The sequence below is a fragment of the Gemella haemolysans genome, from assembly GCF_028308085.1.
Taxonomy (GTDB): Bacteria; Bacillota; Bacilli; order Staphylococcales; family Gemellaceae; genus Gemella; species Gemella haemolysans_D.
Map to the genome: position 1 here is coordinate 25992 of NZ_JAQMFS010000021.1, position 23552 is coordinate 49543.

The 23552-nt window shown below is 30.0% G+C and carries 18 protein-coding genes and 1 tRNA gene; 18 read left to right on the top strand and 1 reads right to left on the bottom strand.

Annotated elements, in window-relative coordinates:
- The first annotated feature begins 10 nt into the window (after window positions 1-10).
- The 3 genes from PNO30_RS01375 (at window position 11) to PNO30_RS01385 (ending at window position 1679) form a co-directional block, all read left to right on the top strand.
- Window positions 11-928, top strand: a complete 918-nt coding sequence (locus PNO30_RS01375) for a bifunctional riboflavin kinase/FAD synthetase (protein ID WP_271986878.1) — start codon at window positions 11-13, stop codon at window positions 926-928.
- Between the two features lie 155 nt (window positions 929-1083).
- Window positions 1084-1356: a 30S ribosomal protein S15 gene (rpsO, locus tag PNO30_RS01380; RefSeq protein WP_003146386.1), complete on the top strand. Its 273-nt coding sequence runs from the start codon at window positions 1084-1086 to the stop codon at window positions 1354-1356.
- Between the two features lie 249 nt (window positions 1357-1605).
- Window positions 1606-1679, top strand: a tRNA-Arg gene (locus tag PNO30_RS01385).
- A gap of 68 nt (window positions 1680-1747) precedes the next feature.
- On the opposite strand, the gene PNO30_RS01390 is transcribed toward PNO30_RS01385, so the two are convergent.
- On the bottom strand, window positions 1748-2002 hold the full coding sequence (locus PNO30_RS01390; RefSeq protein ID WP_271986879.1) for a NifU family protein: 255 nt from the start codon (window positions 2000-2002) through the stop codon (window positions 1748-1750).
- 492 nt (window positions 2003-2494) lie between these two features.
- On the opposite strand from PNO30_RS01390, the gene PNO30_RS01395 reads away from it, so the two are divergent.
- From PNO30_RS01395 to PNO30_RS01465, 15 genes are all read left to right on the top strand, one after another.
- Window positions 2495-2857 (top strand): HesB/IscA family protein, encoded by a 363-nt coding sequence (locus PNO30_RS01395; RefSeq protein ID WP_271965750.1) that lies wholly within the window; start codon window positions 2495-2497, stop codon window positions 2855-2857.
- 36 nt (window positions 2858-2893) lie between these two features.
- Window positions 2894-4084: an NAD(P)/FAD-dependent oxidoreductase gene (locus PNO30_RS01400; protein ID WP_271986880.1), complete on the top strand. Its 1191-nt coding sequence runs from the start codon at window positions 2894-2896 to the stop codon at window positions 4082-4084.
- A gap of 206 nt (window positions 4085-4290) precedes the next feature.
- Window positions 4291-5865, top strand: coding sequence for an aminotransferase class V-fold PLP-dependent enzyme (locus PNO30_RS01405; RefSeq protein WP_271986881.1), 1575 nt, complete (start codon window positions 4291-4293; stop codon window positions 5863-5865).
- On the top strand, window positions 5865-6083 hold the full coding sequence (locus PNO30_RS01410; protein ID WP_003144942.1) for a DNA-dependent RNA polymerase subunit epsilon: 219 nt from the start codon (window positions 5865-5867) through the stop codon (window positions 6081-6083). The genes PNO30_RS01405 and PNO30_RS01410 overlap by 1 nt, the downstream gene beginning before the upstream one ends.
- The gene (gene rnjA, locus PNO30_RS01415) at window positions 6076-7746 is read left to right on the top strand and encodes a ribonuclease J1 (protein ID WP_172497835.1); all 1671 of its coding nucleotides are present in this window, start codon (window positions 6076-6078) and stop codon (window positions 7744-7746) included. Before PNO30_RS01410 ends, rnjA begins: the two co-directional genes overlap by 8 nt.
- Window positions 7747-7748: 2 nt before the next feature.
- On the top strand, window positions 7749-8417 hold the full coding sequence (sdaAB, locus tag PNO30_RS01420; protein WP_271986882.1) for an L-serine ammonia-lyase, iron-sulfur-dependent subunit beta: 669 nt from the start codon (window positions 7749-7751) through the stop codon (window positions 8415-8417).
- 11 nt (window positions 8418-8428) lie between these two features.
- Window positions 8429-9301 (top strand): L-serine ammonia-lyase, iron-sulfur-dependent, subunit alpha, encoded by an 873-nt coding sequence (sdaAA, locus tag PNO30_RS01425; protein WP_271986883.1) that lies wholly within the window; start codon window positions 8429-8431, stop codon window positions 9299-9301.
- Complete coding sequence (recG, locus tag PNO30_RS01430) at window positions 9294-11303, top strand: ATP-dependent DNA helicase RecG (protein WP_271986884.1); 2010 nt, start codon at window positions 9294-9296, stop codon at window positions 11301-11303. The genes sdaAA and recG overlap by 8 nt, the downstream gene beginning before the upstream one ends.
- 9 nt (window positions 11304-11312) lie before the next feature.
- Window positions 11313-11948: a class A sortase gene (locus PNO30_RS01435; protein WP_271986885.1), complete on the top strand. Its 636-nt coding sequence runs from the start codon at window positions 11313-11315 to the stop codon at window positions 11946-11948.
- A complete protein-coding gene (plsX, locus tag PNO30_RS01440; RefSeq protein ID WP_271986886.1) occupies window positions 11941-12927 on the top strand; it encodes a phosphate acyltransferase PlsX in 987 nt (328 codons plus the stop codon). The genes PNO30_RS01435 and plsX overlap by 8 nt, the downstream gene beginning before the upstream one ends.
- A 5-nt stretch (window positions 12928-12932) precedes the next feature.
- Window positions 12933-13163 (top strand): acyl carrier protein, encoded by a 231-nt coding sequence (locus tag PNO30_RS01445; protein WP_003144982.1) that lies wholly within the window; start codon window positions 12933-12935, stop codon window positions 13161-13163.
- A 225-nt stretch (window positions 13164-13388) separates the two neighbouring features.
- Window positions 13389-14699 carry an isochorismatase family protein gene (locus PNO30_RS01450; RefSeq protein ID WP_271986887.1) on the top strand — a complete coding sequence of 437 codons (1311 nt, stop codon included), beginning with the start codon at window positions 13389-13391 and terminating at the stop codon, window positions 14697-14699.
- A gap of 121 nt (window positions 14700-14820) precedes the next feature.
- On the top strand, window positions 14821-15987 hold the full coding sequence (locus PNO30_RS01455; RefSeq protein ID WP_271986888.1) for an ATP-grasp domain-containing protein: 1167 nt from the start codon (window positions 14821-14823) through the stop codon (window positions 15985-15987).
- Window positions 15988-15998: 11 nt separating this feature from the next.
- Entirely contained in the window at window positions 15999-17081 is a 1083-nt protein-coding gene (locus tag PNO30_RS01460; RefSeq protein ID WP_271986889.1) for a hypothetical protein, read from the top strand.
- 475 nt (window positions 17082-17556) lie between these two features.
- Window positions 17557-23552, top strand: a 5996-nt coding sequence (locus tag PNO30_RS01465) for a mucin-binding protein (protein ID WP_271986890.1), incomplete at its 3' end; no start/stop codon positions are given.

A 23552-nucleotide genomic window follows, 5' to 3' on the forward strand; every position in this document is an offset into this window, starting at 1 on the left:
GTAGATGAAGATGGAAATATTTAATATTTCAGATATTAGTGAAATAAAAAAAGATAATGTGAGAAGAGTAGCTGCTTTAGGTTTTTTTGATGGTATTCATAATGCTCATCAGAAGATTATCTGCGGAGCAGTAGGTGCAGCTATTGGAGATTATAAGTCGATTGTTATAACGCTTGATAAGAGCCCAAAAGAATATTTTGGAAAAACGAGTGAGGAGTTATTGACACCAATAAATAAAAAAAATGAGTTATTAGAGAGTTTAGGTGTTGATGAAGTTTATTATTTAGAATTTAATGAAAAATTACAAAATTTATCTGCAGAAGATTTTATAGAATTTATTTTAAAAGAGTTAAATGTAGATAAGGTATTTTGCGGATTCGATTACAGATTTGGAAATAAAGGATTGGGGACACCAGATTTAATAAGTGAAAATGGAATAGATATTAATGTTCAAGAAGAGCAAATGATTGAAGGAGAAAAAATATCTACGACAGTACTAAAGAAATTTGTTCGAGATGGAGAGTTCAAAAAGTATAGAGAATATTCAGGAAGATATTATTCAATTTCTGGTCTTGTAGTAAAGGGAAGACAGCTAGGAAGAACTATTAATTTTCCAACTGCCAACCTTCAATTATCAGAAAAGTATCTTTTACCAGAAACTAACGGGGTTTATATTACGAAAATAAAAGTTCATGGTGAGATTTATAAATCAATTACTAATATAGGTTATAATCCAACAGTTTCATCTGGAAAAAATAAGAAATTTATTGAAACACATATCTTAGATTTTGATAAAGATATTTATGATGAAAAAATAGAAATTTTCTTCTATGAATTTTTAAGAAAAGAACAAAAATTTGAGAGTTTTAATCACTTGAGAGAACAGCTAAAATTAGACAAAAAAACTTGTGAAGAAAAAGATTATTAAAATCATATTTATATATTGATTTTAGATGTTATCACTTGAATTATTACAAAAAATAGTGTACAATTACTTATGTTCCTTATTCGTGGTATAGAAACCCTCCAGGTTCTACACTAGGATTAAGGTCGCAAAAATATAATTATATGGAGGAAATTGCAATGGCAGCAATTAGTCAAGAAAGAAAACAAGAAATTATCGCTAAATTCCGTACTCATGAATCAGATACTGGTTCTCCAGAAGTACAAATCGCAGTATTAACTGCAGAAATAGATGCTTTAACTGAGCACTTAAACACTCACAAAAAAGATCACGCAGGTCGTCGTGGATTACTAAAAAAAGTTTTCCGTCGTCGTCACTTACTAGACTACTTAATTAAAAAAGATATCCAAAGATACCGTGAATTAATTAAAGCTCTAGGATTAAGAAGATAATTTTTAAAAAGTTTATAGGAAAGCCGTTTGAGACACTTCGGCTTTCCTTTTTCTATAAATGTAACGAAAGAGTAGCGATATTTTTTCTTATATTTTTGATATATTTTTAATTATGCTTATACCACGTAATATTCTTAGAAAATCACAATTATAAAAAATATTTATATTTATATCGAAAAAAGTATTGACATAATATTGAAAAATTGATATACTATTAAAGTACTTCAGAGAGAGGTAATTATTAAATATGTCTCAGTAGCTCAGCAGGATAGAGCAACGGCCTTCTAAGCCGTCGGTCAGGGGTTCGAATCCCTTCTGGGACGTCACTTAGAGTAGATGAAAATCTACTCTTTTTTTATTTTTATAGTTAATGAAAATAAAAAAAGAACGTCTAAACAACGCTCAATTTCACTTCTATTACTTTATTAACTTCTGGTATTTTTTCAACAATTGTTTTTTCAATTGCATATTTTAATGTAATGTGTGATAGTTCGCAATGTGCACATTCACCTAAAAATCTAATTTTTAAAATTCCATTTTTAAAATTAATAAATTCTATATTTCCACCATCTTTAATAAGTTTAGGGCGTATTTTTTCTAACTCAAATTTAATTTTATCAACAGTTTCATAATACTCTTTATTCAAAACGAATCCACCTCTCTATAAAATATTATACTGTTCGGTAAAAGAAAAGTCAATAAAGTAAGAAGACATAAATATTTGATATTGCAAGTAATTTAAAACAGTTTACATATAAATATTAAATAAAGATAAAGTTTTATTAAATAGGATGTAGAAGAATCCTTTATAGATAGACTATATACTAAAATTAAAAAGAAAATAAACGAAAAAATAAATATTTAAGTATGAAGTTAAATCAAAATAATTTTTTAAAAATGTCTACAGATGTAAATCATCTTAATGTTATAAAGATTAGAGATTAATATTAATAGAAGCCTTTAGAATAGTATAAGTAACAATACTAATAAAACAATATCATGCAAATTTAAACGTTTTTAAAAAATTCATAAAATATTCACAAATTATTTTATAAAATATAAGCAATATACTGTTATTTTATTAGAAAAACGGTTATAATATTAAATAGAAAATAAAAAATAAAGAGGGAAACATTTTATGGCTAATACAGATAATCAATTAATTTTGATAACAGATGTAGCGGTTGGTAAATTCCAAGAAATGTTATTTGATGCTGATAAACGTGATAGTTACTTGAAAATTTCTATCGCTTTAGAAGGGACACAAATGCATTACGCTATTGATATTAAGGACGAATTAGAAGACGGTGATAAAGTTCTTAACTTTGGAGATCTTAAAGTTCTTGTTAATGAAGAAGATGAGCTTCTTTTGAAAGGTCTTGAAATAGATTACGTTCAAGATGAATATGGTAGTGAGTTTACACTACACAATCCAAATATGATTGAAATTTATGATGATGAAGATGGCGGTTGCTGTGGAAACGGCTGCTGCTGTTGTTAAAATACAAAATAACATATAAAAGGAGAAATGGATACTATGAAAAACGTAGTTATTTTAGGTGCTGGTTATGCAGGACTTACGACTTTAAAAGGATTAAAAAAAGCTGCTAAAGCTGGAGAGGTAAAAGTTACTTTAGTAAACAAAAATTCTTATCACTATGATACAGTAAACTTACACGAAGTTTCTGCAGGGAACATCCCAGCAAAAGATATTTGTATTGATATTAAAGATTTAGTATCACCAGGTGTAGAATTTGTTCAAGACGAAGTAATTAAAATTGATGTTGAGAAAAAATTAGTGCTAACTAAAAAACATGAACTTGACTATGATGTACTAGTTGTTGGATTAGGATTCCAACCTGAAACATTTGGAATTGAAGGTATGGCTGAAAATGCATTACCAATCGCAAATGTTAATGCTGCAGAAAAAATTGCTGCTACATTAGAAGACAACTTCAGAAAATATGCTACAAGCGAAGAAAAAGATGTAAAAGATATTTCAGTTATCGTAGGTGGAACTGGATTAGCAGGTATGGAATTCTTAGGGGAATTAGTTCACCGTAAAAAAGAATTATGCTCTAAATACGGAATTGATGAAAAATTAGTTAAAATTTACGGATTAGATGCTGCTCCAACATTATTACCAATGTTTACTAAAGAGTACAGTGACTACGCAAGAAAATACTTAGAAGACAATGGAATCGAAATTATCTTAGGTGCTGGTATTAAAGGTGCTACTAAAGATAGCTTTACTATCGAAGTTGATGGAGAAAGAAAAGATTTATATGCTTCTACACTAGTGTGGACAGCCGGAGTTCGTGGTAACAAACTTATGGATGAAACATTCCCAGAACTTGCTAAACGTGGTCGTCTTGTGACTACACAACAATTAACAGTTCCTGGACACGATGAGATTTACATCGTAGGTGACTGTGCTGCATTTATTGAAACTGGTCAAGAAAGACCTTACCCAACAACAGCTCAAATCGCTAATCAAATGGGAGCATATGTAGGAGCTAGAATTAGTAGAAAACAAGTTGGAGACTTTAAATACATTAACCGTGGTGTTGTATGTTCATTAGGTCACAAAGATGGTATCGCAGATGTTATGGGTGGTAAAAAGGCTAAAGGATTCAAAGCAGCTAAACTTAAAAAAATTATCGAAGCTAAAGCAATTTATGAATTAACAGACTTCGTTACTGCACTTAAAAACCAACGTATTTTTTAATACGATTTTAATAAAAATTATTTATGTAGGCCCAATTAATTTTGGGTCTTTTTATTTTTGAATGTAATAAAAAAAATAATGTAAATTTAGTATTAATATTTTTTAAATTATAGTATTTTTAGCCATGTTAATTTGAAAAAAAGTTGTAATTATGGTAAGATATAGTGTAGAGAAAATTTAACCAAATAAAGTTATGGGGAAAAATTATGATATATAAAATAGCAAATACAGCGGAAGAATATGAACAAATTTTCAAGTTGAACTATGAAACATTTGTCGAAGAAATCCCTCAACATGAAAAAAATGAAACTAAAAAATTAAAAGATAAATTTCATGATAAAAACATATATATAATAGCCAAAAAGAAAAACGATGTAGTTGGTATGATTGCATTATCAGATCAACGCCCGTTTTCTTTAGATTTAAAGCTTAATGATATAGATAAATATTACAAAGGCAGTTATAAAAAACCTGTAGAAATAAGACTATTATCAATAAAAGAAAAATATAGAAAAACTAAAGTTTTTACAGAATTATTGCAAAGAACATTTAATTATATTATTCAGAATGCCTATGATATTGTGTTTATTTCAGGCACAACTAGACAAGAGAAACTTTACAAGCATTTAGGTTTTACAAAATTCCATGAGAACGTAGGAACTAAAGATGCTGAATATATGCCGATGTATCTTTCACTTAAGAGTGAAAATAAGGTTCTTGATAGAATGGCAAAAGCTCAAAGAATTAACTTTTTACCAGGACCTGTAGATTTATCTCAAGATGTAATAGATAAATTATCTAAGCAATTGTATTCACATAGAAGTAATGAGTTTGTAAGTCTAACTAAAAATACACTTTCAAAAATAGAGAGAATTTTAGATGTAGAAACAGCGACTATATTACATGGATCAGCTACATTAGCTAATGAAGCTATAATGGCGCAATTGAAAGGTAGAGGTCTTAATAATGGTCTTGTTTTAGCAAATGGTGAATTCGGAAATAGATTAGTTCGTGAAACAAAACGTCACGGCTTAAATATCGATTGTTATTCTGTAGGTTTTGGAGAAAGTTTTGACTTAGAAGTTGTAGCTGGAAAATTAAAATCAGGAAATTATGATTTTGTCTATTTAGTTCATAACGAAACTAGTGTTGGAATATTGAATGATTTAGAAGAAATTACAAAAATCGTTAAACAAAATAATTTAGTACTTGCAGTTGACGCAGTTTCTGCAGTAGGTGCTATTAAATATAGTTATAAAGATGTTGATTATGTAGCATGTTCATCAGGTAAAGCCTTTTGTTCTGTAGCTGGGTTAGCAATTGTAGGAACTAATTGCGAATTAGTTCCACTAGAAAACACACCGTTATACTTAGATTTACATTATGCTAATAAAATGACATCGATACCTTTCACTCAACCATCTATTTTAATGGAAGCACTAAATACAGCTTTAGATGCCTTTAAAACAGATGAAAGATATGAAAAGGTTCAGGAAAAATATTCATATATGAAGGCAGGACTTAAAGAATTAGGTCTTCCAATAATGAAGATAAAAGAAAAAGAAGTTTCACCGGTGATTGTAACTGTAGAATTACCTGAAAATATTAGTTCACTTAACGTTGGAGCCTCACTTGCAATAAATAATATTTTCATTCATTATAAGAGTTCATATCTTCAAGAGAGAAATATTATACAGTTTTCATTTATAAATATTAACACAACAAAAAATGAATTAGATTACACATTAAATATATTAAAAGAAATGATAGGAGATTATTAATGGCAGTATTTAAAGTATTTTACCAAGAAAATTCAAAGGAAATTCCAGTAAGAGAAAACACACAAGTGTTATATGTAGAAGCTGATGGAGTACCAGCAGTAAGAAAGTATTTAGATGATAGAAACTATAATGTAGAACTTGTTCAAGAATTAAGTGAAGCATATTTAGAGTTTGAAAAACAATCTGAAGACTTTAAAGTGGAGAAAGTTAATGGATAAAATCATTAAAAAAAATGAAGTAGGAGTAGCTGCTATTGGTGGTTTAGGAGAAATTGGTAAAAACACCTACGCTATTCAATACCGCGACGAGATTATAATAATCGACGCTGGAGTTAAGTTTCCTGGAGATAATATTCTGGGAATTGACTATGTAATACCTGATTACTCATATATTGAAAAAAATATTGATAAAATTAAAGCGTTGATTATTACTCATGGTCACGAAGACCACATTGGTGGATTACCATTCTTACTAAGAAAAGTTAATTTACCAATATATGGTGGACCATTAGCAATTGGATTGATTAGATCAAAATTAGAAGAACATAACTTACTGGCTAAAGCTGAGCTTAATGTTATTGATGAAGATACTGTGTTAAGTTTTAAATATTTAAAAGTATCATTCCATAACACAACTCACTCTATTCCAGATTCATTTGGAGTCATTGTAAATACTCCACAAGGGAATATTGTTCATACAGGTGATTTTAAATTTGACTTTACTCCAGTTGGGCAAGGATCAAATTTACACAAAATGGCAGCAATTGGAGAAAAAGGAGTATTATGTTTGCTTTCTGATTCAACAAACTCAGAAAGAACAGAATTTACTCAAAGTGAAAAAGAAGTAGGTAAAACTATTTCTAATATTCTTCGAAAAGAGAAACATAGAGTTATATTTGCAACATTCGCATCAAACGTATACCGTGTAAAACAGGTTGTAGAAGCATGTATCGAACATGGAAGAAAGATTGTTGTATTCGGACGCTCTATGGAAAAAGCTATTAAAATTGGTACAGAATTAGGGTATATTAAAGCACCTAAGGAAACATTTGTTAATAGTAAGTACTTAAATCAAGTAGATCCTAATAAATTACTTATTTTATGTACTGGTACTCAAGGAGAAGAATTAGCAGCGTTAAGTAGAATAGCAAATGGAACACATAAGAAAATTACAATAATGCCAACGGATACGGTAATATTTGCTAGTTCGGCAATTCCAGGGAATACTCTTTCTATTAATAAAAACATAGATTTATTATCAAAACTTGGAGCAAATGTTATCACTTCTAGTGTTAACAATGTTCATACATCTGGGCACGGTTCGAAAGAAGAACAAAAACTAATGTTTAGACTTATCAAACCTAAATATTTTATGCCAATTCATGGTGAGTATAGAATGCAGGTTATACATGCTCAAACAGCAGCAGAATGTGATATTCCTCTAGAAAACTCATTCATCATGGAAAATGGTGAGGTATTAGCATTAACTAGCGATAGTGCAAGAATTGCTGGTAAGTTTGATGCATCAGATGTCTATGTAGATGGACTTGGAATTGGAGATATCGGAAGTGTTGTAATTAAAGATAGAAAAGAACTTTCAGAAGAAGGTGTTATCGTAGTTTCTATTGCAATTGACTTTGAAAATAAAAAATTAATGAATAATCCTGATATAATAAGTCGTGGATTCGTTAATGTAAATGAATCAACAGAATTATTCGGACAATCTAAAGCAGTTGTTAAAGATGCTGTTTTATCTGTACTATCTAATGAGGAGTGCGGAGTATATCAAGTTAGACAACAAATTTTAGAATCTTTAGGGGAATTTTTAGAAAGTGAAATAGGAAGGAAACCTGTTATTTTACCAACAATATTGGAGGTGTAAATATGAAATACAGAAGTGTATTTGATATTATAGGTCCGGTAATGGTAGGACCGTCAAGTTCACATACGGCAGGAGCAGTTCGTATTGGTCTATTTACAAGATATATTTTTGGAATGCAACCAGAAGATGTAAAAATAACATTATATGGTTCGTTCAAAGAAACTTATAAAGGCCACGGAACAGACATTGCTCTTATTGGTGGATTATTAGGGTATAATACGTCTGATAAGCGTATAAGAACTAGTATGGAAGATGCAAAAGCAGCAGGAATGGAGTTTGAATTCATAGAGAGTGAAATTGAACATATTCATCCAAATACAGCAAAAATAGAAGTTCAAGCTGGTCGACATAGTCTCGATCTTATTGGGAAATCAATAGGTGGAGGAAAGATGGTTATATTTGAACTGCTAGGATTCGATGTGAATTTATCAGGTGACTTCCCAACTTATTTCATTTTTTATAAGTTTAATGACAAAAATAAAAAAGAATTATCATTGAGAATTCAAGAAATATTTGGTGATAAAAAAGTAAGTGAGAAATATTCTAGTTCTATTTTAGAAGGAACTAATTTACTTGTAGTTGAGTCTCTAGAGGAATTAAATGAAGAAAGCATTCAAAAAATAACTGAGCTAGAATTTGTTAATGAAGTAAAATTTGCAGATAAATTGTAGAGGGTACAGAAATGTTTACTAGTTTAGAAGAAATCGTAGAAAAATCAAAATTAGAACAAAAACCTGTTTCTGAGTTGATGATAGAACAAGAAATTGAAGTGAATGGTGTAACTCGTGCTGCAGTAGAAAAATTGATGAAAAGAAATTTAGCTGTTATGATGCAAGCTGTTGAAGAAGGATTAGCTGGAGTAAGTTCAAAAACAGGACTAACAGGTGGAGACGCTAAAAAATTACAAGAGTATATAAATAGTGGTAAATCAATTACTGGTAGTGATTTTTTAAATGGAGTTGCAGCAGCAATTGCAACAAACGAAGTTAATGCATCTTTAGGATTAATTTGTGCAACTCCGACAGCAGGATCGGCTGGAGTACTTCCAGGTTGTATTCATGCGTTAAAGAAAAAATTCAATATTGATGAAGAAACGCAGTTAAGAATGTTATTTACAGCTGGAGCTTTTGGATTCGTAGTAGCTAATAATGCCTCTTGTTCAGGAGCAGAAGGTGGATGTCAAGCTGAAATTGGTTCGGCTAGTGCAATGGCAGCGGCAGCTATAGTAGAAGCCATGGGAGGAGATGCAGAGATGAGTGCTCATGCATTTGCCATTGCTTTAAAAAATATGTTAGGACTTGTTTGTGATCCAGTAGCAGGATTAGTAGAGGTACCTTGTGTAAAAAGAAATGCGGCTGGAGCTTCTACAGCTTTAATGGCAGCAGATTTAGCTCTAGCAGGAATAAAAAGTCGTATTCCAGCTGATGAAGTGTTAGAAGCAATGTATAAGATAGGACTTGAAATGTCTACTACATTAAAAGAAACTGCTAAGAGTGGTTTAGCAATCACAAAAACTGGAGAAAGATATAGGAGTTTATTATTCGGTAATGATTAATATTTTAGAAAAATCGGTAGAAACTATAAAAGGTGTTGGAAAGAAATATTTACAGACTTTAAATGAATTAGAAATATATACAATTCGTGATATTCTGTACAATATTCCTTACAGAGTATCTAGTTCTACTGATTTTTCTTCTTCTGTAAAGGATAATGAGAAAGTAATAACTACAGGAAAAGTAGAAACTAGAGTAAGTACACAGTTTTATGGAAATAGAAGAAGTAGATCTTTTTTTACATTGTCAACTTCATCGGGAAGTATTAAAATAGTATTTTTTAATCAGCATTATTTGAAGAAAAATCTTGTTGAAGGTAGAGATGTAGTAGTTAAAGGTACATATAATGCAACTAATAATACGATAACTGCTTCTAGCGTAAGTTTCAATATAACTGAAGAAAAACCTAAAGGTGATACTATTGAAGTTTTTTATCATCTGAAACAAGGGATTACACAAAAAAAGTTTATAAAACTTGTTGAAGAATCATTTAAAATGATAGATGGTGAAAATGTAATATTAGATTTGGTTCCTGAAAATTTTAAAGGGATTTGGAAGTTAGAAAGAATACTTTACACTTTACATTACCCAAAAAATTCAGAAGAGTTTGATAAGGCAAGAAAGATGTTTGCTTTTCATGAGTTGTTTAATTATCAGTTGAAATTGCAACTTCAAAATATCAATAATAGAATTGAAGATAATAGATATTCTGTAGGTGTGAATGAGAAAGATATTAAAGAATTTAAAGATAGTTTACCTTTTACATTAACAGGAGCACAAAGTAGAGTTATTGATGAAATAGTAACGGATTTAAATGAACCTTATAAAATGGACAGATTGTTACAAGGTGATGTAGGTAGTGGTAAAACCGCAGTTGCAGCGGCAACTTTATATGCAACAATAAAAGCAGGATATCAAACAGCTATTATGGCACCGACAGAGATTCTAGCAAATCAACACTTTGAAACATTCTTTGAGTTTTTTAAAGACTTAAATATTTCAGTTGCGCTTTTAACAAGTAGTACACCTAAGAAAGAAAGAAATACTATTTTAAGTCTACTTGAAGTAGGTGAGATAGAATTATTAATTGGAACTCATTCTTTAATTCAAGAAGATGTAAAGTTTAATAATTTAAAATATGTAATTACAGACGAACAACATCGTTTCGGAGTAAGACAACGTCAATTATTAAGTAATAAAGGTGAAGCTGTTAATTCATTGATGATGACAGCAACACCAATACCAAGAAGTTTAGCAATCACTTTAATTACTGATATTAAAGTTTCAACAATAGATGAGTTACCAGCAGGTAGAAAAAAAGTTCAGACTTATAAAGCTAATAATAAGAGTTTTTATAAGGTGCTAGATAATATTCGAATGGAACTTGATAATGGAAGACAAGGTTATGTAGTCTGTCCATTAATTGAAGAATCTGAGAAAATGGATCTTCAAAATGTTGAAGAAACATACGAAAATATTAAAAATTATCTACCAGATGATTATAAAATTGCAATACTTCATGGTAAGATGAGTAATAAGGAAAAAGACGCAATTGTTGAAAAATATTTAAATAAAGAAATACATATATTAATCTCCACAACAGTTATTGAAGTTGGAGTAAATGTTCCTAATGCAACATTTATGATAATAGTAGATGCTCATCGCTTTGGTCTTGCTACTTTGCACCAACTTCGCGGTCGAGTAGGAAGAAGTAAATATCAATCATACTGTATTTTAGTGACAGACTCTAAGAGTGAACGAATTGATATAATGTGTTTAGAAAATGATGGATTTAAAATTGCAGAATTTGACTTAAAACAACGAGGACCAGGAGATTTCTTTGGTACGAAACAAAGTGGTGTTCCTAGTTTTAAAGTTGCAGATTTAATAAATGACGTAGATTTAATGTATTTGGCTAAAAAATTAGCGGTGAAAATTATTGAAGTAACCGATAATAAAGAACGATTATTACAGTATGTTGGATTAGAAGAGACAATAATTTAGGAGGATTCAATGAATAAAAAACTTAAAAATACAATATTAAATATTCTTATTGTAGTATTGCTATGTACGTCAGTAGTGTTAATATTCAAAAATCAAATTAGAGAATATTTAACAGGAAATGCTAACGATAAGATAATAACAGCTTATAAAAATGGTAAAGGTGAAGTAGACATACCATGGTGGCAAAAAATGTTTACAGATAACGAATCAAAAATTAAACTAACTGATTCAATGTTAGGAATTTTAAAAATTGATAGTGTACAAATAGAAGAGCCAATTTTCCAAGATGTCACTGAAATCAACTTAATTAATGGAGTAGCAACATCACAAGAACCATCAACTTTAGATGCACAAAACGTAGTTATCGCAGGTCACAGTGTGCAAGGTGTGGGTATAAGATTTAATAATTTAAACAAAATCAAAACTGGAGCTAAGATTCAAATTATTTCAAAAGATAAATTACGCACATATGAAGTAAATAAACTTTATGATGTAGTGCCAACGCAAGTTGAAATTTTAGAACAACATGAAAATGAACCGAAGATATTAAAATTATTTACATGTGATAATTTCAATCCGCAAACAGGTGTATGGGAAAGTAGGTTTGTAGTCGAAGCAAAATTAATAGGAGAAGAAAGTGCATAATATTATGAAAATAGGTATTGATATATTAGGTGTTGATGAACCTAGTAGAATTGTTAACTTTGTAAATAGTTATAAAGATGAAGAAGTAGAACTTTATGTTTATGGACTTGAAGAAAACTTAAAACAAATAACTAAAACAGAAAATATTGTTAAGAATATTTGTACTGAAGAAGTATTGATGTCTGATGATGCGGCGCGTGTTCATAGAAAGAAAAAAGATGCCTCAATGATTAGAATGTTATCTGATTTAAATGAAGGAATAATTGATGTAGCGATTTCTGGAGGAAGTACAGGTGCATTTATGGCAAGTTCATTATTTATGTTAGGTCGCATCGAAGGAATTTCAAAACCAGGATTAGCATCACTATTACCTACAAAAAGCGAACATAAGTTTTTACTTACAGATTTAGGAGCTAATGTAGAAGGTAAACCAGATGATTTAGTAAATTATGCTAAACTAGGTCAATTATATATGAAATATATTTATAATATAGAAACACCCTCTGTAGCATTACTAAATGTAGGTGTAGAAGAATCAAAAGGAAACAAAGTATATAAAGAAGCGCATAAGTTACTTAAAGAAGATATTAATAACTTCAAAGGAAATATTGAAGCTAGAGAAATTCTTGAGCATAAATATGATATAGTTATCGCAGATGGTTTTGCTGGAAATGTGTTATTAAAAACTATAGAAGGTGTTGCTAGTACTTTAGGTTCTATGATTAAAGGAATCTTTATGGAAAGCATTTTAACTAAAATTTCAGCATTACTTGTAAAAAGTGGAATTACGAAATTTAAAAAGAAATTTGATTATAGTGAATATGGTGGAGCATTCCTACTAGGAATTAAGAAACCAAGTATAAAAGTTCATGGTTCTGCTGATGAAAATGCACTATATTATGCAGTTCAACAAGCAAAACAAATACACAAAACAAAACTTTATGATATAATGATAGAAACGATGGAAAAAGGAGAATAAAAGTAATGGCAATTTTCGAAGAAGTAAAAGAAATTATTACTAAATATATTAAAGTTGATGCAGATAAAATTACATTAGAATCAAGATTAAACGAAGATCTAGATGCTGATTCAATTGATGTTGCAGATGTAGTAATGGATATTGAAGAAAAATATGGTTTTGAATTTTCAGATGAAGATGCAGAAAACATTGTAGAAATCAAAGATTTAGTAAGAGTAATTGAAGAAAGAAAATAAAATGAATAAGAGCTAGAGTTTTACTTTAAGTATGACTCTAGTTTTTTATTAAATTGTTTTACTATAGGTACGAAAGTAAATATTTAAACTAGTTGTAAGTTTTATATGATAAGATAATTTTCAATATTATTTATATCGTATAGAAATTACCTTTTTAGCTTTTAAGTGAAAGTAAAATATGATATAATTTATTAGAAAATAAATAAAAAGGAGAATAGTTTATATATGGAAATGTTATTTAAACTATTGGCTGAACATGTATATATAATATTATTTGTGTCGCTTATCTTGGAGTTTGCGGCTCTTCCTCTACCAGGCGAAACGATGATGGTAGTAGCTGGAATAATGGCATATAATAATCATGGAAGTTATATAGGGATGATTGTTGCAAGTGCATTAGGAACTGTTTTAGGTATGCAATTTTCTTATGAAGTTGGGAGAAGGTTAGGAACTAGGGCAGTTGATAAGTATGGTTCATATATTGGACTTACACCATATAGAATGACGAAAGCAGCTGATTTTTTTAATAGATTTGGTAACATAGTAATAGTAATTGCGTACTTTTTACCAGGAGTTAGACACATACTTGGATATTTCTCTGGTATTTCACGTATAAATGCTAAAAGATTCCATGTATATTCAACAGTTGGAGGTATCCTTTGGGTAGTAGTGTTTATTACGCTAGGATATGTATTAGGGCCTAGTGCTCCACATGCATTCAAATTATTACATAAATATGGAACAATGTTGTTTATTGTAGCTATAGCTGCATTGTTTATTTACTTAATATTTAAAAAATTAGGTGCAAAAGATTTTGCGGTGTTCTTTAAAAAACGAATTAAATATATAGTGGTACTTTTAATTGTAGAGGCTGCTGTATTAATGAAATTTGTAGTATTAGATGAAAGAGCTCATCCAAAATTTAAATCAGCTATAATCTTTTATTGCTTAGGATTTTTAGCCTTTGTAGCATTTTTACTATATCTAAGAGTAACTTTAAAACATGATACATCTGAGAAGTTACTTGTAGTTGTTGATTATCAAAAAGATTTTGTTGATGGTGCATTAGGTTTTGAAACTGCTGATCAACTTGATAAAGTCATTGCAAATAAAATTGATGAATATTTGAAAGCTGGTCAAGATGTAATATTTACAAAAGATACACATTACACAAACTATCTTTCAACTCGTGAAGGTAAACATTTACCGATTGAGCATTGTATAATAGATAGTGAAGGTCACAATTTATATGGAGATGTTGCTAATTATGAAAGTTATGCGAAAAGAGTATTTAATAAAACATCTTTTGGTAGTATTGATTTAGCACATTATATCTCACGTAGTGACTATAAAGAAGTAGAATTTTGTGGTTTAGTTTCAAATATCTGTGTACTAAGTAATATTATTATGACACAAACATATAATGAGAAAGTTGAAATTACGGTTGACTTAAATGCTACAAAAGGATTGAGTGAAGAAGTAAATTCAACATTTAAGACATATCTACAGAATTTAACAGTAAATGTAAAAGAATAAAATCAAATACGAATTATTTTCTAAACATTATGAAAATAATTCGTATTTTTTTGTTTTTTAATAGAAAATAAGTAGATTTTATGTTAAACTAGTAGATAAAATTAGGAAAGAAGGGATTATTATGAATTATTTATTAGTATCACCAAATTTTCCAACTTTTCAGGAAAATTTCGCAAGAAAGTTAGTAGAAAAAGGAGTTAAAGTATTAGGAATAGGTAGTGAAAGTTACGATAATCTTTCTAGTGGTTTAAAGGATGCTTTAACTGAATATTACAAAGTAAATGATTTAGAAAATTATGAAGAAGTTTTAAGAGGTGTAGCGTTTTTAATCTATAAGCATGGAGTTATAGATAGAGTGGAGTCTAATAATGAGCATTGGTTATTTTTAGATTCAATAATTAGAGAACAGTTTAATATAACTGGTGTGAAACCGAAAAAACTAGATTTTACAAAATATAAATCGAAAATGAAAGAAAGATTTATTAAAGCTAATGTTCCAGTAGCTAAGGGACGTGCTGTAAAGAATATTAAAGAACTTGAAAAAGCAATTAAAGAGATAAAATTACCAGTAATAGCTAAACCAGATAATGGTGTGGGAGCGAGTAATACATATAAACTTTTATCAAAAAAAGATGTAGAAAATTTTAAAAAACAATGGACTCAAGAGGTTGTATACTTTATTGAAAGTTATATAGACAATGGAATTCTTTGTACGTATGACGGACTAATTGACTCAAGAGGAGAAGTTGTTTTTGAAACTAGTTTTTATTACACAAAACCTACATTAGATCTATTAAATGATAGTCTTGATTATGGAAATATTATATCAAAAGAAATAGATCCTAAATTAAGAGATTATGGGAGGAAAATTGTTAAGGAATTTGATATGAAAGAGAGATTTTTCCATATTGAGTTCTTCAAATTGCCAAATAACGATTATATCGCTTTAGAATATAATAACCGAATAGCGGGTGGATATACAGTTGATTTATATAATCATACTTATGAATGTGATTTATTTGAGATGTATGCGGATGTAGTAGTTGGTAATTCACCGAAAAAAGTGAATAATAACTATAATGGCATTGCTTTATCAAGACGTGATAAATATACTTATAAATATTCTAATGAAGATATTTATAATAAATACTCAAAAGAAATTCGCTTAATAGATAGAGTACCAGCGGTTTTTGCAACAGCTATGGGAGAGTGGATGTATATCTTAGTAGACGAAAATATTGAAAATATTAGCGAAATGATGACTTATATTCATGAAAAAAATGAATAGGAGAAAAATTTATGAAGAGTAAGATTATTAACGGACTTTTACAAATATTAGGAATTATGATCGTTGGTGCAATAATAGGATATGCAGTTGGTAAGATTGTAGGAGATTCACTTTCGAGGGTTGATAAACCAAATATTATATTGTTATTAATAACGGGAGTTATAGCTTTCATACTACATGTTATAATCCATGAAGCAGGGCATTTAGTATTTGGATTATTATCTGGCTATAAATTTATAAGCTTTAGAGTATTTGATTTTAAAATTATAAAGGATGAGAATAGGAAATTTAAAATCAGATATGAAAGACTGGCAGGAACTGGTGGTCAGTGTCTAATGAGAGCCCCTGAATATATTGAAGGAAAATTTAAGTATAAATTATATTTATTAGGTGGAGTAACGTTTAATCTAGTGTTTTCTATTGTATTTTGGCTAATTCTACCGAGTTATTATACATTATTATTTGCTTTAATAGGATTTGCATTAGCTTTTCTAAACTTGATTCCGATGGGATTCAATGATGGAATGACTTTTTATCATGCTAGTAAAGATGAAACTACTAGATTTGTTCTATACTTACAATTAGAATACGTATATTATCAAAGTATTGGTAAGAATTTATTAATAGAAAAACCTGAAATAGTAGAGAAGATAAATTCATTAGAAATAACTAATACTAATTATTTAACTGATGCATTAGAATTTATTAAATTAGAAGGATTGGAATATTTCTTTGAATTTGATTCATTATACAATGAAACAAGAAAACTATATATTGAAAGAGATGATTTATTACCAGTTTATAAAATTGAACTTATGGCATTGTTAGTGAAATTAATAAGCTTGGTTAATCCTGAAGATGAATTATTAGAAGAACTTATGAAGGATAAAACTTTATTAGCAAGGTTTAAACAAAAAAATCCACAGACAAAAAATATACTCGCGACATATGAATGGGGAGTAAAATTAGACGATGAAAAAGCTATGATCCTAATTGAAGAAGCTAGAAAATTAAAAAATAAAGCGCCTAATTTATATGTTCAAAATCTAGAAATGAAATACTGCGATTATTTAGAAAATAAAATTTTAAATTAATAATATAATTGTCGGTAGCATGAATATGCTACTGATTTTTTTGTTTAATTTACGAAAAAAAGGTGTATGTTAAAAGAAAAACTGTAAACGTTCTCGAAAAAAGTTGAATTATATATATAATAATTTTATTAATAAATTATGTAAACATCAGAAAAGCTATAATAAAAAGTATTGGCAGTTTTAAATATTAAGATTATGTAAATTGATATTTTTCTTAAAAAGATGTTATTTGTTAAATTAAACAACTATTTTCTTATGAAAAAAACAGTTATTTTTATAACTTAAACCTACTTAAAATATAGAAAAAGCTATTGACACAAGTTTATTTTATAGTTAAAATTAACTAAAGTGATTATAAAATAAAGTAATAGTTTAATATTCATAATCACATAATTATCATTGTTTTTAAAAATATTTTTATATTTATTTTAAAGGTGAATTATATTTTTTATTGTTTATTTAGGAGGGAATAGTAATGTACAGTAAGAATAATAAGAAAATGATTATTCAAAAAAAACAAGAAAAAATTAATTACTACGGTATAAAAAAATTTAAGATTGGTACAGCTTCTGTATTGATAGCGGCTGGATTCGCATTTTTAGGATCAAATGCATTTGCAAGTGATAGTCAACAATCTAATTCTAACGTTAGTGTAAATAGGGTAGAGGGTAATACTAACAGCGTCACAAGTGAGAAGAATGTAGGGATTAATTCAAAAGTAGATAGTACTGATAAAAAGGAAACACTTGAAAAAACAACACAACAAGTACAAAAAGATCAAACAACACAACCCATGCAACCAACGGTTGATAAACAAATTAATAAATCAGAACTAGTTAATTCTATTAATAGATTACAGACTGCTATAGATTCTGCCGATGTTAGCGATAAAACGAAATCTACTATAGAAGAAGCAAAATTAGAATTAACTTCAGCAAAATCTTTAGAACAAAGTTCAACAACTACTCAAGAAGAGATAAATAGAAAAGTGGTAGAACTAAAAAATAAAGCTTTCGTTTTAGAAAGTATGAAAAAAGCTACTTCCGATAAAAAAGAGGAAAAAGTAAATAAAAATAATGATCCTCGAAATGGAAAAGTTATTCCAGGAAAAGGGGAAAGTGGATTTAGAGCACCCGAAACTCAAACTAACAATGATGTAGCAGTTGACGGAGGAAAAATTACAGCAAGTGGTTCTATATCTACAGAACCTAGAATGGGTAGTTTTAGTGGAGTTAATAATATTACTTATAACTTAAAATTCAAGGATGGAGCTTATAAACAAGGAGATAAATTTTCACTTACATTTGAAGAATTAGGAAATGGAGATAGCTTGCCTAAAGAATTAAGTAAAGACGGCAAAGTTTTTGCAAAGTTAAAGGAAACAAAAGAGTTATATAATCAGCGTTATGGAAAAAATGGAACACAGAATAAAACATCTTTTTGGGCACAACGTGATGATTCTGTATCTTTAGAAGAAAAAGAAGCAGGACATTTTCAAAATAGAGGGACTAAAACACAATTTATTTATGAATTCACTTCAGCCATTGAGAGTTTAACTGATGTAACATTTAAAGGTTCTATTAATAATTATAGTTTACGTTATCCACAAATCAGTGAAGACAAAGAAGTGACAAGTAAGATTCTTGTTAATGATCAACCTGTTGTTGAGAAAAAATATATCATGAATAAAACTAATATCGAAGTTGATAAAGAAAGTAATGCACCTTCAGTACTTTCAACTACAGGTAGTATGGATATTAGTGAAAACGGAGAATTATTATCTCACAATGAAGAGTTCAGACTCGCATCTAACAAGTATGAATATGATACAGGTACAACCATAAAAATTAAATTAAAAAACAAGAATCTAAATAAATTTGCTAAAATTGGAAATTTTAATCCTGCTAAAGCAAATGTCCAAAATAACATTACAACTGCTAACTCAAAAGTTAATGAAAATGGAGTTATTTTAAAAGAACCTCGAGGTGATGTTTACTTCCAAGTGACTAATTTAACAGAAGATGAAGTAACGGTTAAAATAGTAAAAGGTAAGGCTAGTAAAGGAATATTATATAAAGTGGACTGGGCAGCGTTAGGTGTATCACGTGAACCAGTGAAAGATACTTTAAAACTTTATCACAGTGACACTAAAAAATTTGGTCCAACAGAAGAAGAAATTACTGTTACAAGAGATGGTGAAGAAGGAAACTTAAATGGTCAGTTTTCACCAACAATGACATTTGAATGGATATATCCGAAAAAAAATACATTCGATACTAATGGTACATGGTTAGCAGATTATTTAGAACTTGGAAATGTTGCGATGCGTTATGTTAATGCTGCGAATAATAATTCAATATTAAAAGCAAAATCTATCGTTAAAGATGGAACAGCAGAGGTAGATAAATTTGCAACTAGTGCTCCAGAAAAAGATTTTACAGAAGCAAATGTAGCTACAGAGACTAACAATACTACAAAGAAAGTAGAAACTCAAAATGGAAACATAAAAACAACAACAGCTACTGCGCCATATATTATTAAAGGAGCAGACAACAAATATTACATATTTAAAGAATATGTGACTAAAAATAGTCCTTACAATAGAACATCGACAAGTGGTACAGTATATGATGCTGTTTCAAATATTGTAGCAGCATATGATGAAGCCAAATATGGTAAAGTAACTGTAAAATATGTTAAGTCTAATGATACTTCATCGGTAATTAAAGAAAATGTTTTAAAAGATGGAACAGCAAAATTAGAAAATATTGTTGGAAATAATTATTCAGTAACTCCAGATGAAGAATTTACAGAAAATGGAGTTGTATATAAGTTAGTTAAAACGGATTTACCAAATAATTCTTCAGGAACGCTAACTGAAAATCCTATCGAAGTTATATACAAATATGTAGCTAAAAATCAAAAAGCTAATGTAGTAGTTAAAACTACTGACGGTAAAAGTACAACTACAGTTGAATTAACAGGAGAGCCTGGAACATCTTTACCGAATAGTAACGAGATTGTTAATAAAATTAAAGAACTTAAAGGAAAAGGATATGAAATAGAAAGTGATTCATATAATATAAATGGAGTTCACCCTAACTTTGATGATCAAGAGGATACTGTGGCAGGAGTTTCTAAACCTTCTCAAACTTTTGAGATTGTTCTAAAACCTAGAATCGTTGAAGTACCTTCATCAACACCTCATGAAAAAGACAGTCCAGTAGATCCAAATGGAGAAACTCCTGAGCTTAAATGGCCTGAGGGACTGGCTGAATCCGATTTAAATACATCAGCAAAACGAGTAATTTCTTATGTGAAAAAAGAATCAGATACAGAAGCTGAAGAAAAAGCGAAAGACGATACAATTCAGAAAGTATCATTCACAAGAAAAGCGAGCGTTAATCTTGTTACTAAAGAAGTAACTTATACTGATTGGGAAAGTCCAAATAAATCATGGAATAAAGTCGAGGTAGGTGTTCTACCTGGATATATTGCAGATAAAAAAGAAATTCCAGCTAAAGAAGTAGCAACTCCAGATAAAAATACTAAAGTGATTCCTGATGAAACTGAAAAAGTTACTTATACGAAGATTGGAAGCTGGATTCCAGTTGATCCAACAAGTGGTAAAGATGGAGAACCAATTCCATTCCCTAATGATCCAAACGATCCAACGAAAACAGGAGAAATTACGCAAATTATTCCTCATAAAGATGGATATACTCCGAAAGATGGAAATGGAACACCATTAGAACCAGTAAATCCTGCAAATCCAGAACAAGGATATAAACCACCGAAAATTACAGATCCAAAAGCAAATATCAAGATTACTTATGAAAAAGACGATCAAAAAGCAAAAGTTAAATTTGTTTCAGTAGACCCAAAAACTCAAACAGAAACTGAATTAACTGAGCATGCATTAACGCTTACTGGTAAAACAGGTGAAATAATTCCTGAAAGTGATGTACAAACTCGTATTGATGTACTGAAATCAATGGGGTATGATATTGTAGATAATCCGTTTGATAAAGATCCAGTATTTGATACTAAAAAAGATACGGATGGAAATATAAGTCAAGAATTTACGATTAAAGTAAAACCACGTGTATCAACTGCAAAAACGGTGTACGTAGTTGAAGGTGATAAACCATCTTCTGAAAAAATAGGAGAAGCTGTAACACCTGGTAAAGACGGTAAAGTTACTAATCCTGATGTAAGTAATATTTCGACAGAAGGAAAAGCAGGTCAAGAGATTAAAGTTTCAGTAACAGTAACTTATGGAGCAAATCAATTTAAACGTGATGAATCGGTTGAAGTGACTGTGAAAGTTCTACCAAAACCATCACCAAAAGGGGTTACGGTCTTAAACGGAACACCAAATGAAACTTTAATTGATGCGATCCGAGCAAGCGTTAAAAAAGCAATAGATGGATTGACAAATGTTCCTAAAGGTGTAACTCCATTCATAACAGATGATGCTATCGTCACTCCAAAAACTGATAAAAACGGTCAACAAACTCCAGTAACAGTAACAATTAAATATAGAGATAATGCTACAGGAAAAGTTATTGATGATGTCTCTGTTAACGTGGATGTTCCTGTTAATGTAGTTGGTTCAACTCCAACATCTAAAGTAGTATTTGAAGGAGATGAAATTACAGCTAAGGATATAACTGACGCTGTTACTCCTGGTGAAAATGGAACTAAAGGTGAGCCTAAAGATTTAGCAAAAGATATTACAGCTAAACCAGGTGTGAAAGAAGTCACTGTGCCAGTGACTTACACAGATCAAAATGGAGAAACTTTAATAGAACCAGTAAAAGTTAAAGTAATAGTTCTTCCAAAACCAACACCGAAAGGTATAATTGTTGCTAAAGATAGTGATAAAGAAAAAGCAAAAGAAAAAGTTCTTGCTAAGGCAAAAGAATCAATCGAAGACAGTGAGTTTAAAGGAAAACTTCCAGCAAATGTTACGAATGTAAGTATTGATGAAAATGTAGAAAATCCAGATTTATCAGATGATACAGATGTGAATGTTAAAGTTAAATATACTGTTGATGGAGTAGAAAAAACAACCGTTGTTAAAGTTCCTGTGACAGTTGTAGAGGGAGTTCCTCAAATCGTTCCGGTTGATGAAAACAATAAACAACCAAATCCAGAAAATAGTATCGATAAAACTGAATATCCAGAAGAATCAACATTTGAATATGATCCAAAAACACCAATAGATACAACAACACCTGGAGATTACAAAGTAAATGTAATTGTAAAAGATAAAGCCGGGAATCCTATTGCAGAAGTTCCTGCAACAGTACGTGTTGTAGAAAGTTATCCACAATTTGTTCCTGTTGATAAGGATAAAAAACAACCAAATGTGGAGGGAAGTATAGATCCTAAAGCATTCCCTAAAGATACAGAATTCTCATATGAAACTCCTGTTGATACAACAACACCAGGAGAGAAAGATGTCGTAGTAGTAGCAAAAATTGGAGATAAGGTTATTACGAAAATACCAGCCAAAATAATGGTTGTAGAGCCTAAAATTCAATATGTACCAGTAGATAAAAATAATAAACAACCTGATGCTTCTAAGAGTATTAATCCTGAACAATATCCAGATGGAGTAACATTTAAATATAAAGCTCCGGTAGATACAACAACACCTGGAGAAAAAGATGTTATTGTAGAAGCAAAAGATGGAGACGATACTCTAGTAGAAGTCCCAGCGAAAGTAAAAGTTGTTGAAGGAAAAGAACAACTAGTACCGGTAAATCCAACTGAGAAACCACAAGCGAGAGACAGTATTACTCCAGGTGATTATCCAGAAGGTTCTACATTTGAATATAAAGTTCCTGATGGCGAAACCGAACCATTTGATGCAACAACTATTGGAGATAAACCAGTAACAGTAGTTGTAAAAGACAAAAATGGAAAAGTATTGGTAGAAGTTCCTGCTACAATTAAAGTTGTTGAAGCAAAACCTACACCGATTGAAACACCAGTAACAAATACACCGATAACTAAAGATGATATTGCTAAATATGTTAAAGTGCCAAAAGGTGGGAAAGTTACGAATGTAGAAAATATTCCAGACTTAACAACACCAGGTGAGAAAAATCCTGTTAAAGTTACAGTTACCTTACCAAATGGAAAAGTAGTTACAGTAGAAGTACCAGTAAATGTAACACCTGTTAAACCAATAGAAACACCGGTGACAACAACACCATTAGAACCTGGAGATTATACAAAAGGAATAACAATACCAAAAGGTGGAAAAGTTACGAATGTAGAAAACATTCCAGATTTAACAACACCAGGTAAGAAAGATCCAGTTAGAGTAACGGTAGAATTACCAAATGGAAAAGTAGTTACAGTAGAAGTACCAGTAAATGTAACACCGGTGAAACCAATAGAGACACCAGTTACAACAACACCATTTACACCAGAAGACTATACAAAAGGAATTGCTAT

What these genes read in the sequence shown, in the direction of transcription:
- recG (WP_271986884.1), top strand. Translation starts at nt 9,294, where the DNA reads ATGATTAATATTTTAGAAAAATCGGTAGAAACTATAAAAGGTGTTGGA.
- PNO30_RS01405 (WP_271986881.1), top strand. Translation starts at nt 4,291, where the DNA reads ATGATATATAAAATAGCAAATACAGCGGAAGAATATGAACAAATTTTC.
- PNO30_RS01445 (WP_003144982.1), top strand. Translation starts at nt 12,933, where the DNA reads ATGGCAATTTTCGAAGAAGTAAAAGAAATTATTACTAAATATATTAAA.
- rnjA (WP_172497835.1), top strand. Translation starts at nt 6,076, where the DNA reads ATGGATAAAATCATTAAAAAAAATGAAGTAGGAGTAGCTGCTATTGGT.
- PNO30_RS01460 (WP_271986889.1), top strand. Translation starts at nt 15,999, where the DNA reads ATGAAGAGTAAGATTATTAACGGACTTTTACAAATATTAGGAATTATG.
- PNO30_RS01375 (WP_271986878.1), top strand. Translation starts at nt 11, where the DNA reads ATGGAAATATTTAATATTTCAGATATTAGTGAAATAAAAAAAGATAAT.
- rpsO (WP_003146386.1), top strand. Translation starts at nt 1,084, where the DNA reads ATGGCAGCAATTAGTCAAGAAAGAAAACAAGAAATTATCGCTAAATTC.
- PNO30_RS01450 (WP_271986887.1), top strand. Translation starts at nt 13,389, where the DNA reads ATGGAAATGTTATTTAAACTATTGGCTGAACATGTATATATAATATTA.
- sdaAA (WP_271986883.1), top strand. Translation starts at nt 8,429, where the DNA reads ATGTTTACTAGTTTAGAAGAAATCGTAGAAAAATCAAAATTAGAACAA.
- PNO30_RS01410 (WP_003144942.1), top strand. Translation starts at nt 5,865, where the DNA reads ATGGCAGTATTTAAAGTATTTTACCAAGAAAATTCAAAGGAAATTCCA.
- PNO30_RS01400 (WP_271986880.1), top strand. Translation starts at nt 2,894, where the DNA reads ATGAAAAACGTAGTTATTTTAGGTGCTGGTTATGCAGGACTTACGACT.
- sdaAB (WP_271986882.1), top strand. Translation starts at nt 7,749, where the DNA reads ATGAAATACAGAAGTGTATTTGATATTATAGGTCCGGTAATGGTAGGA.
- PNO30_RS01455 (WP_271986888.1), top strand. Translation starts at nt 14,821, where the DNA reads ATGAATTATTTATTAGTATCACCAAATTTTCCAACTTTTCAGGAAAAT.
- PNO30_RS01435 (WP_271986885.1), top strand. Translation starts at nt 11,313, where the DNA reads ATGAATAAAAAACTTAAAAATACAATATTAAATATTCTTATTGTAGTA.
- PNO30_RS01395 (WP_271965750.1), top strand. Translation starts at nt 2,495, where the DNA reads ATGGCTAATACAGATAATCAATTAATTTTGATAACAGATGTAGCGGTT.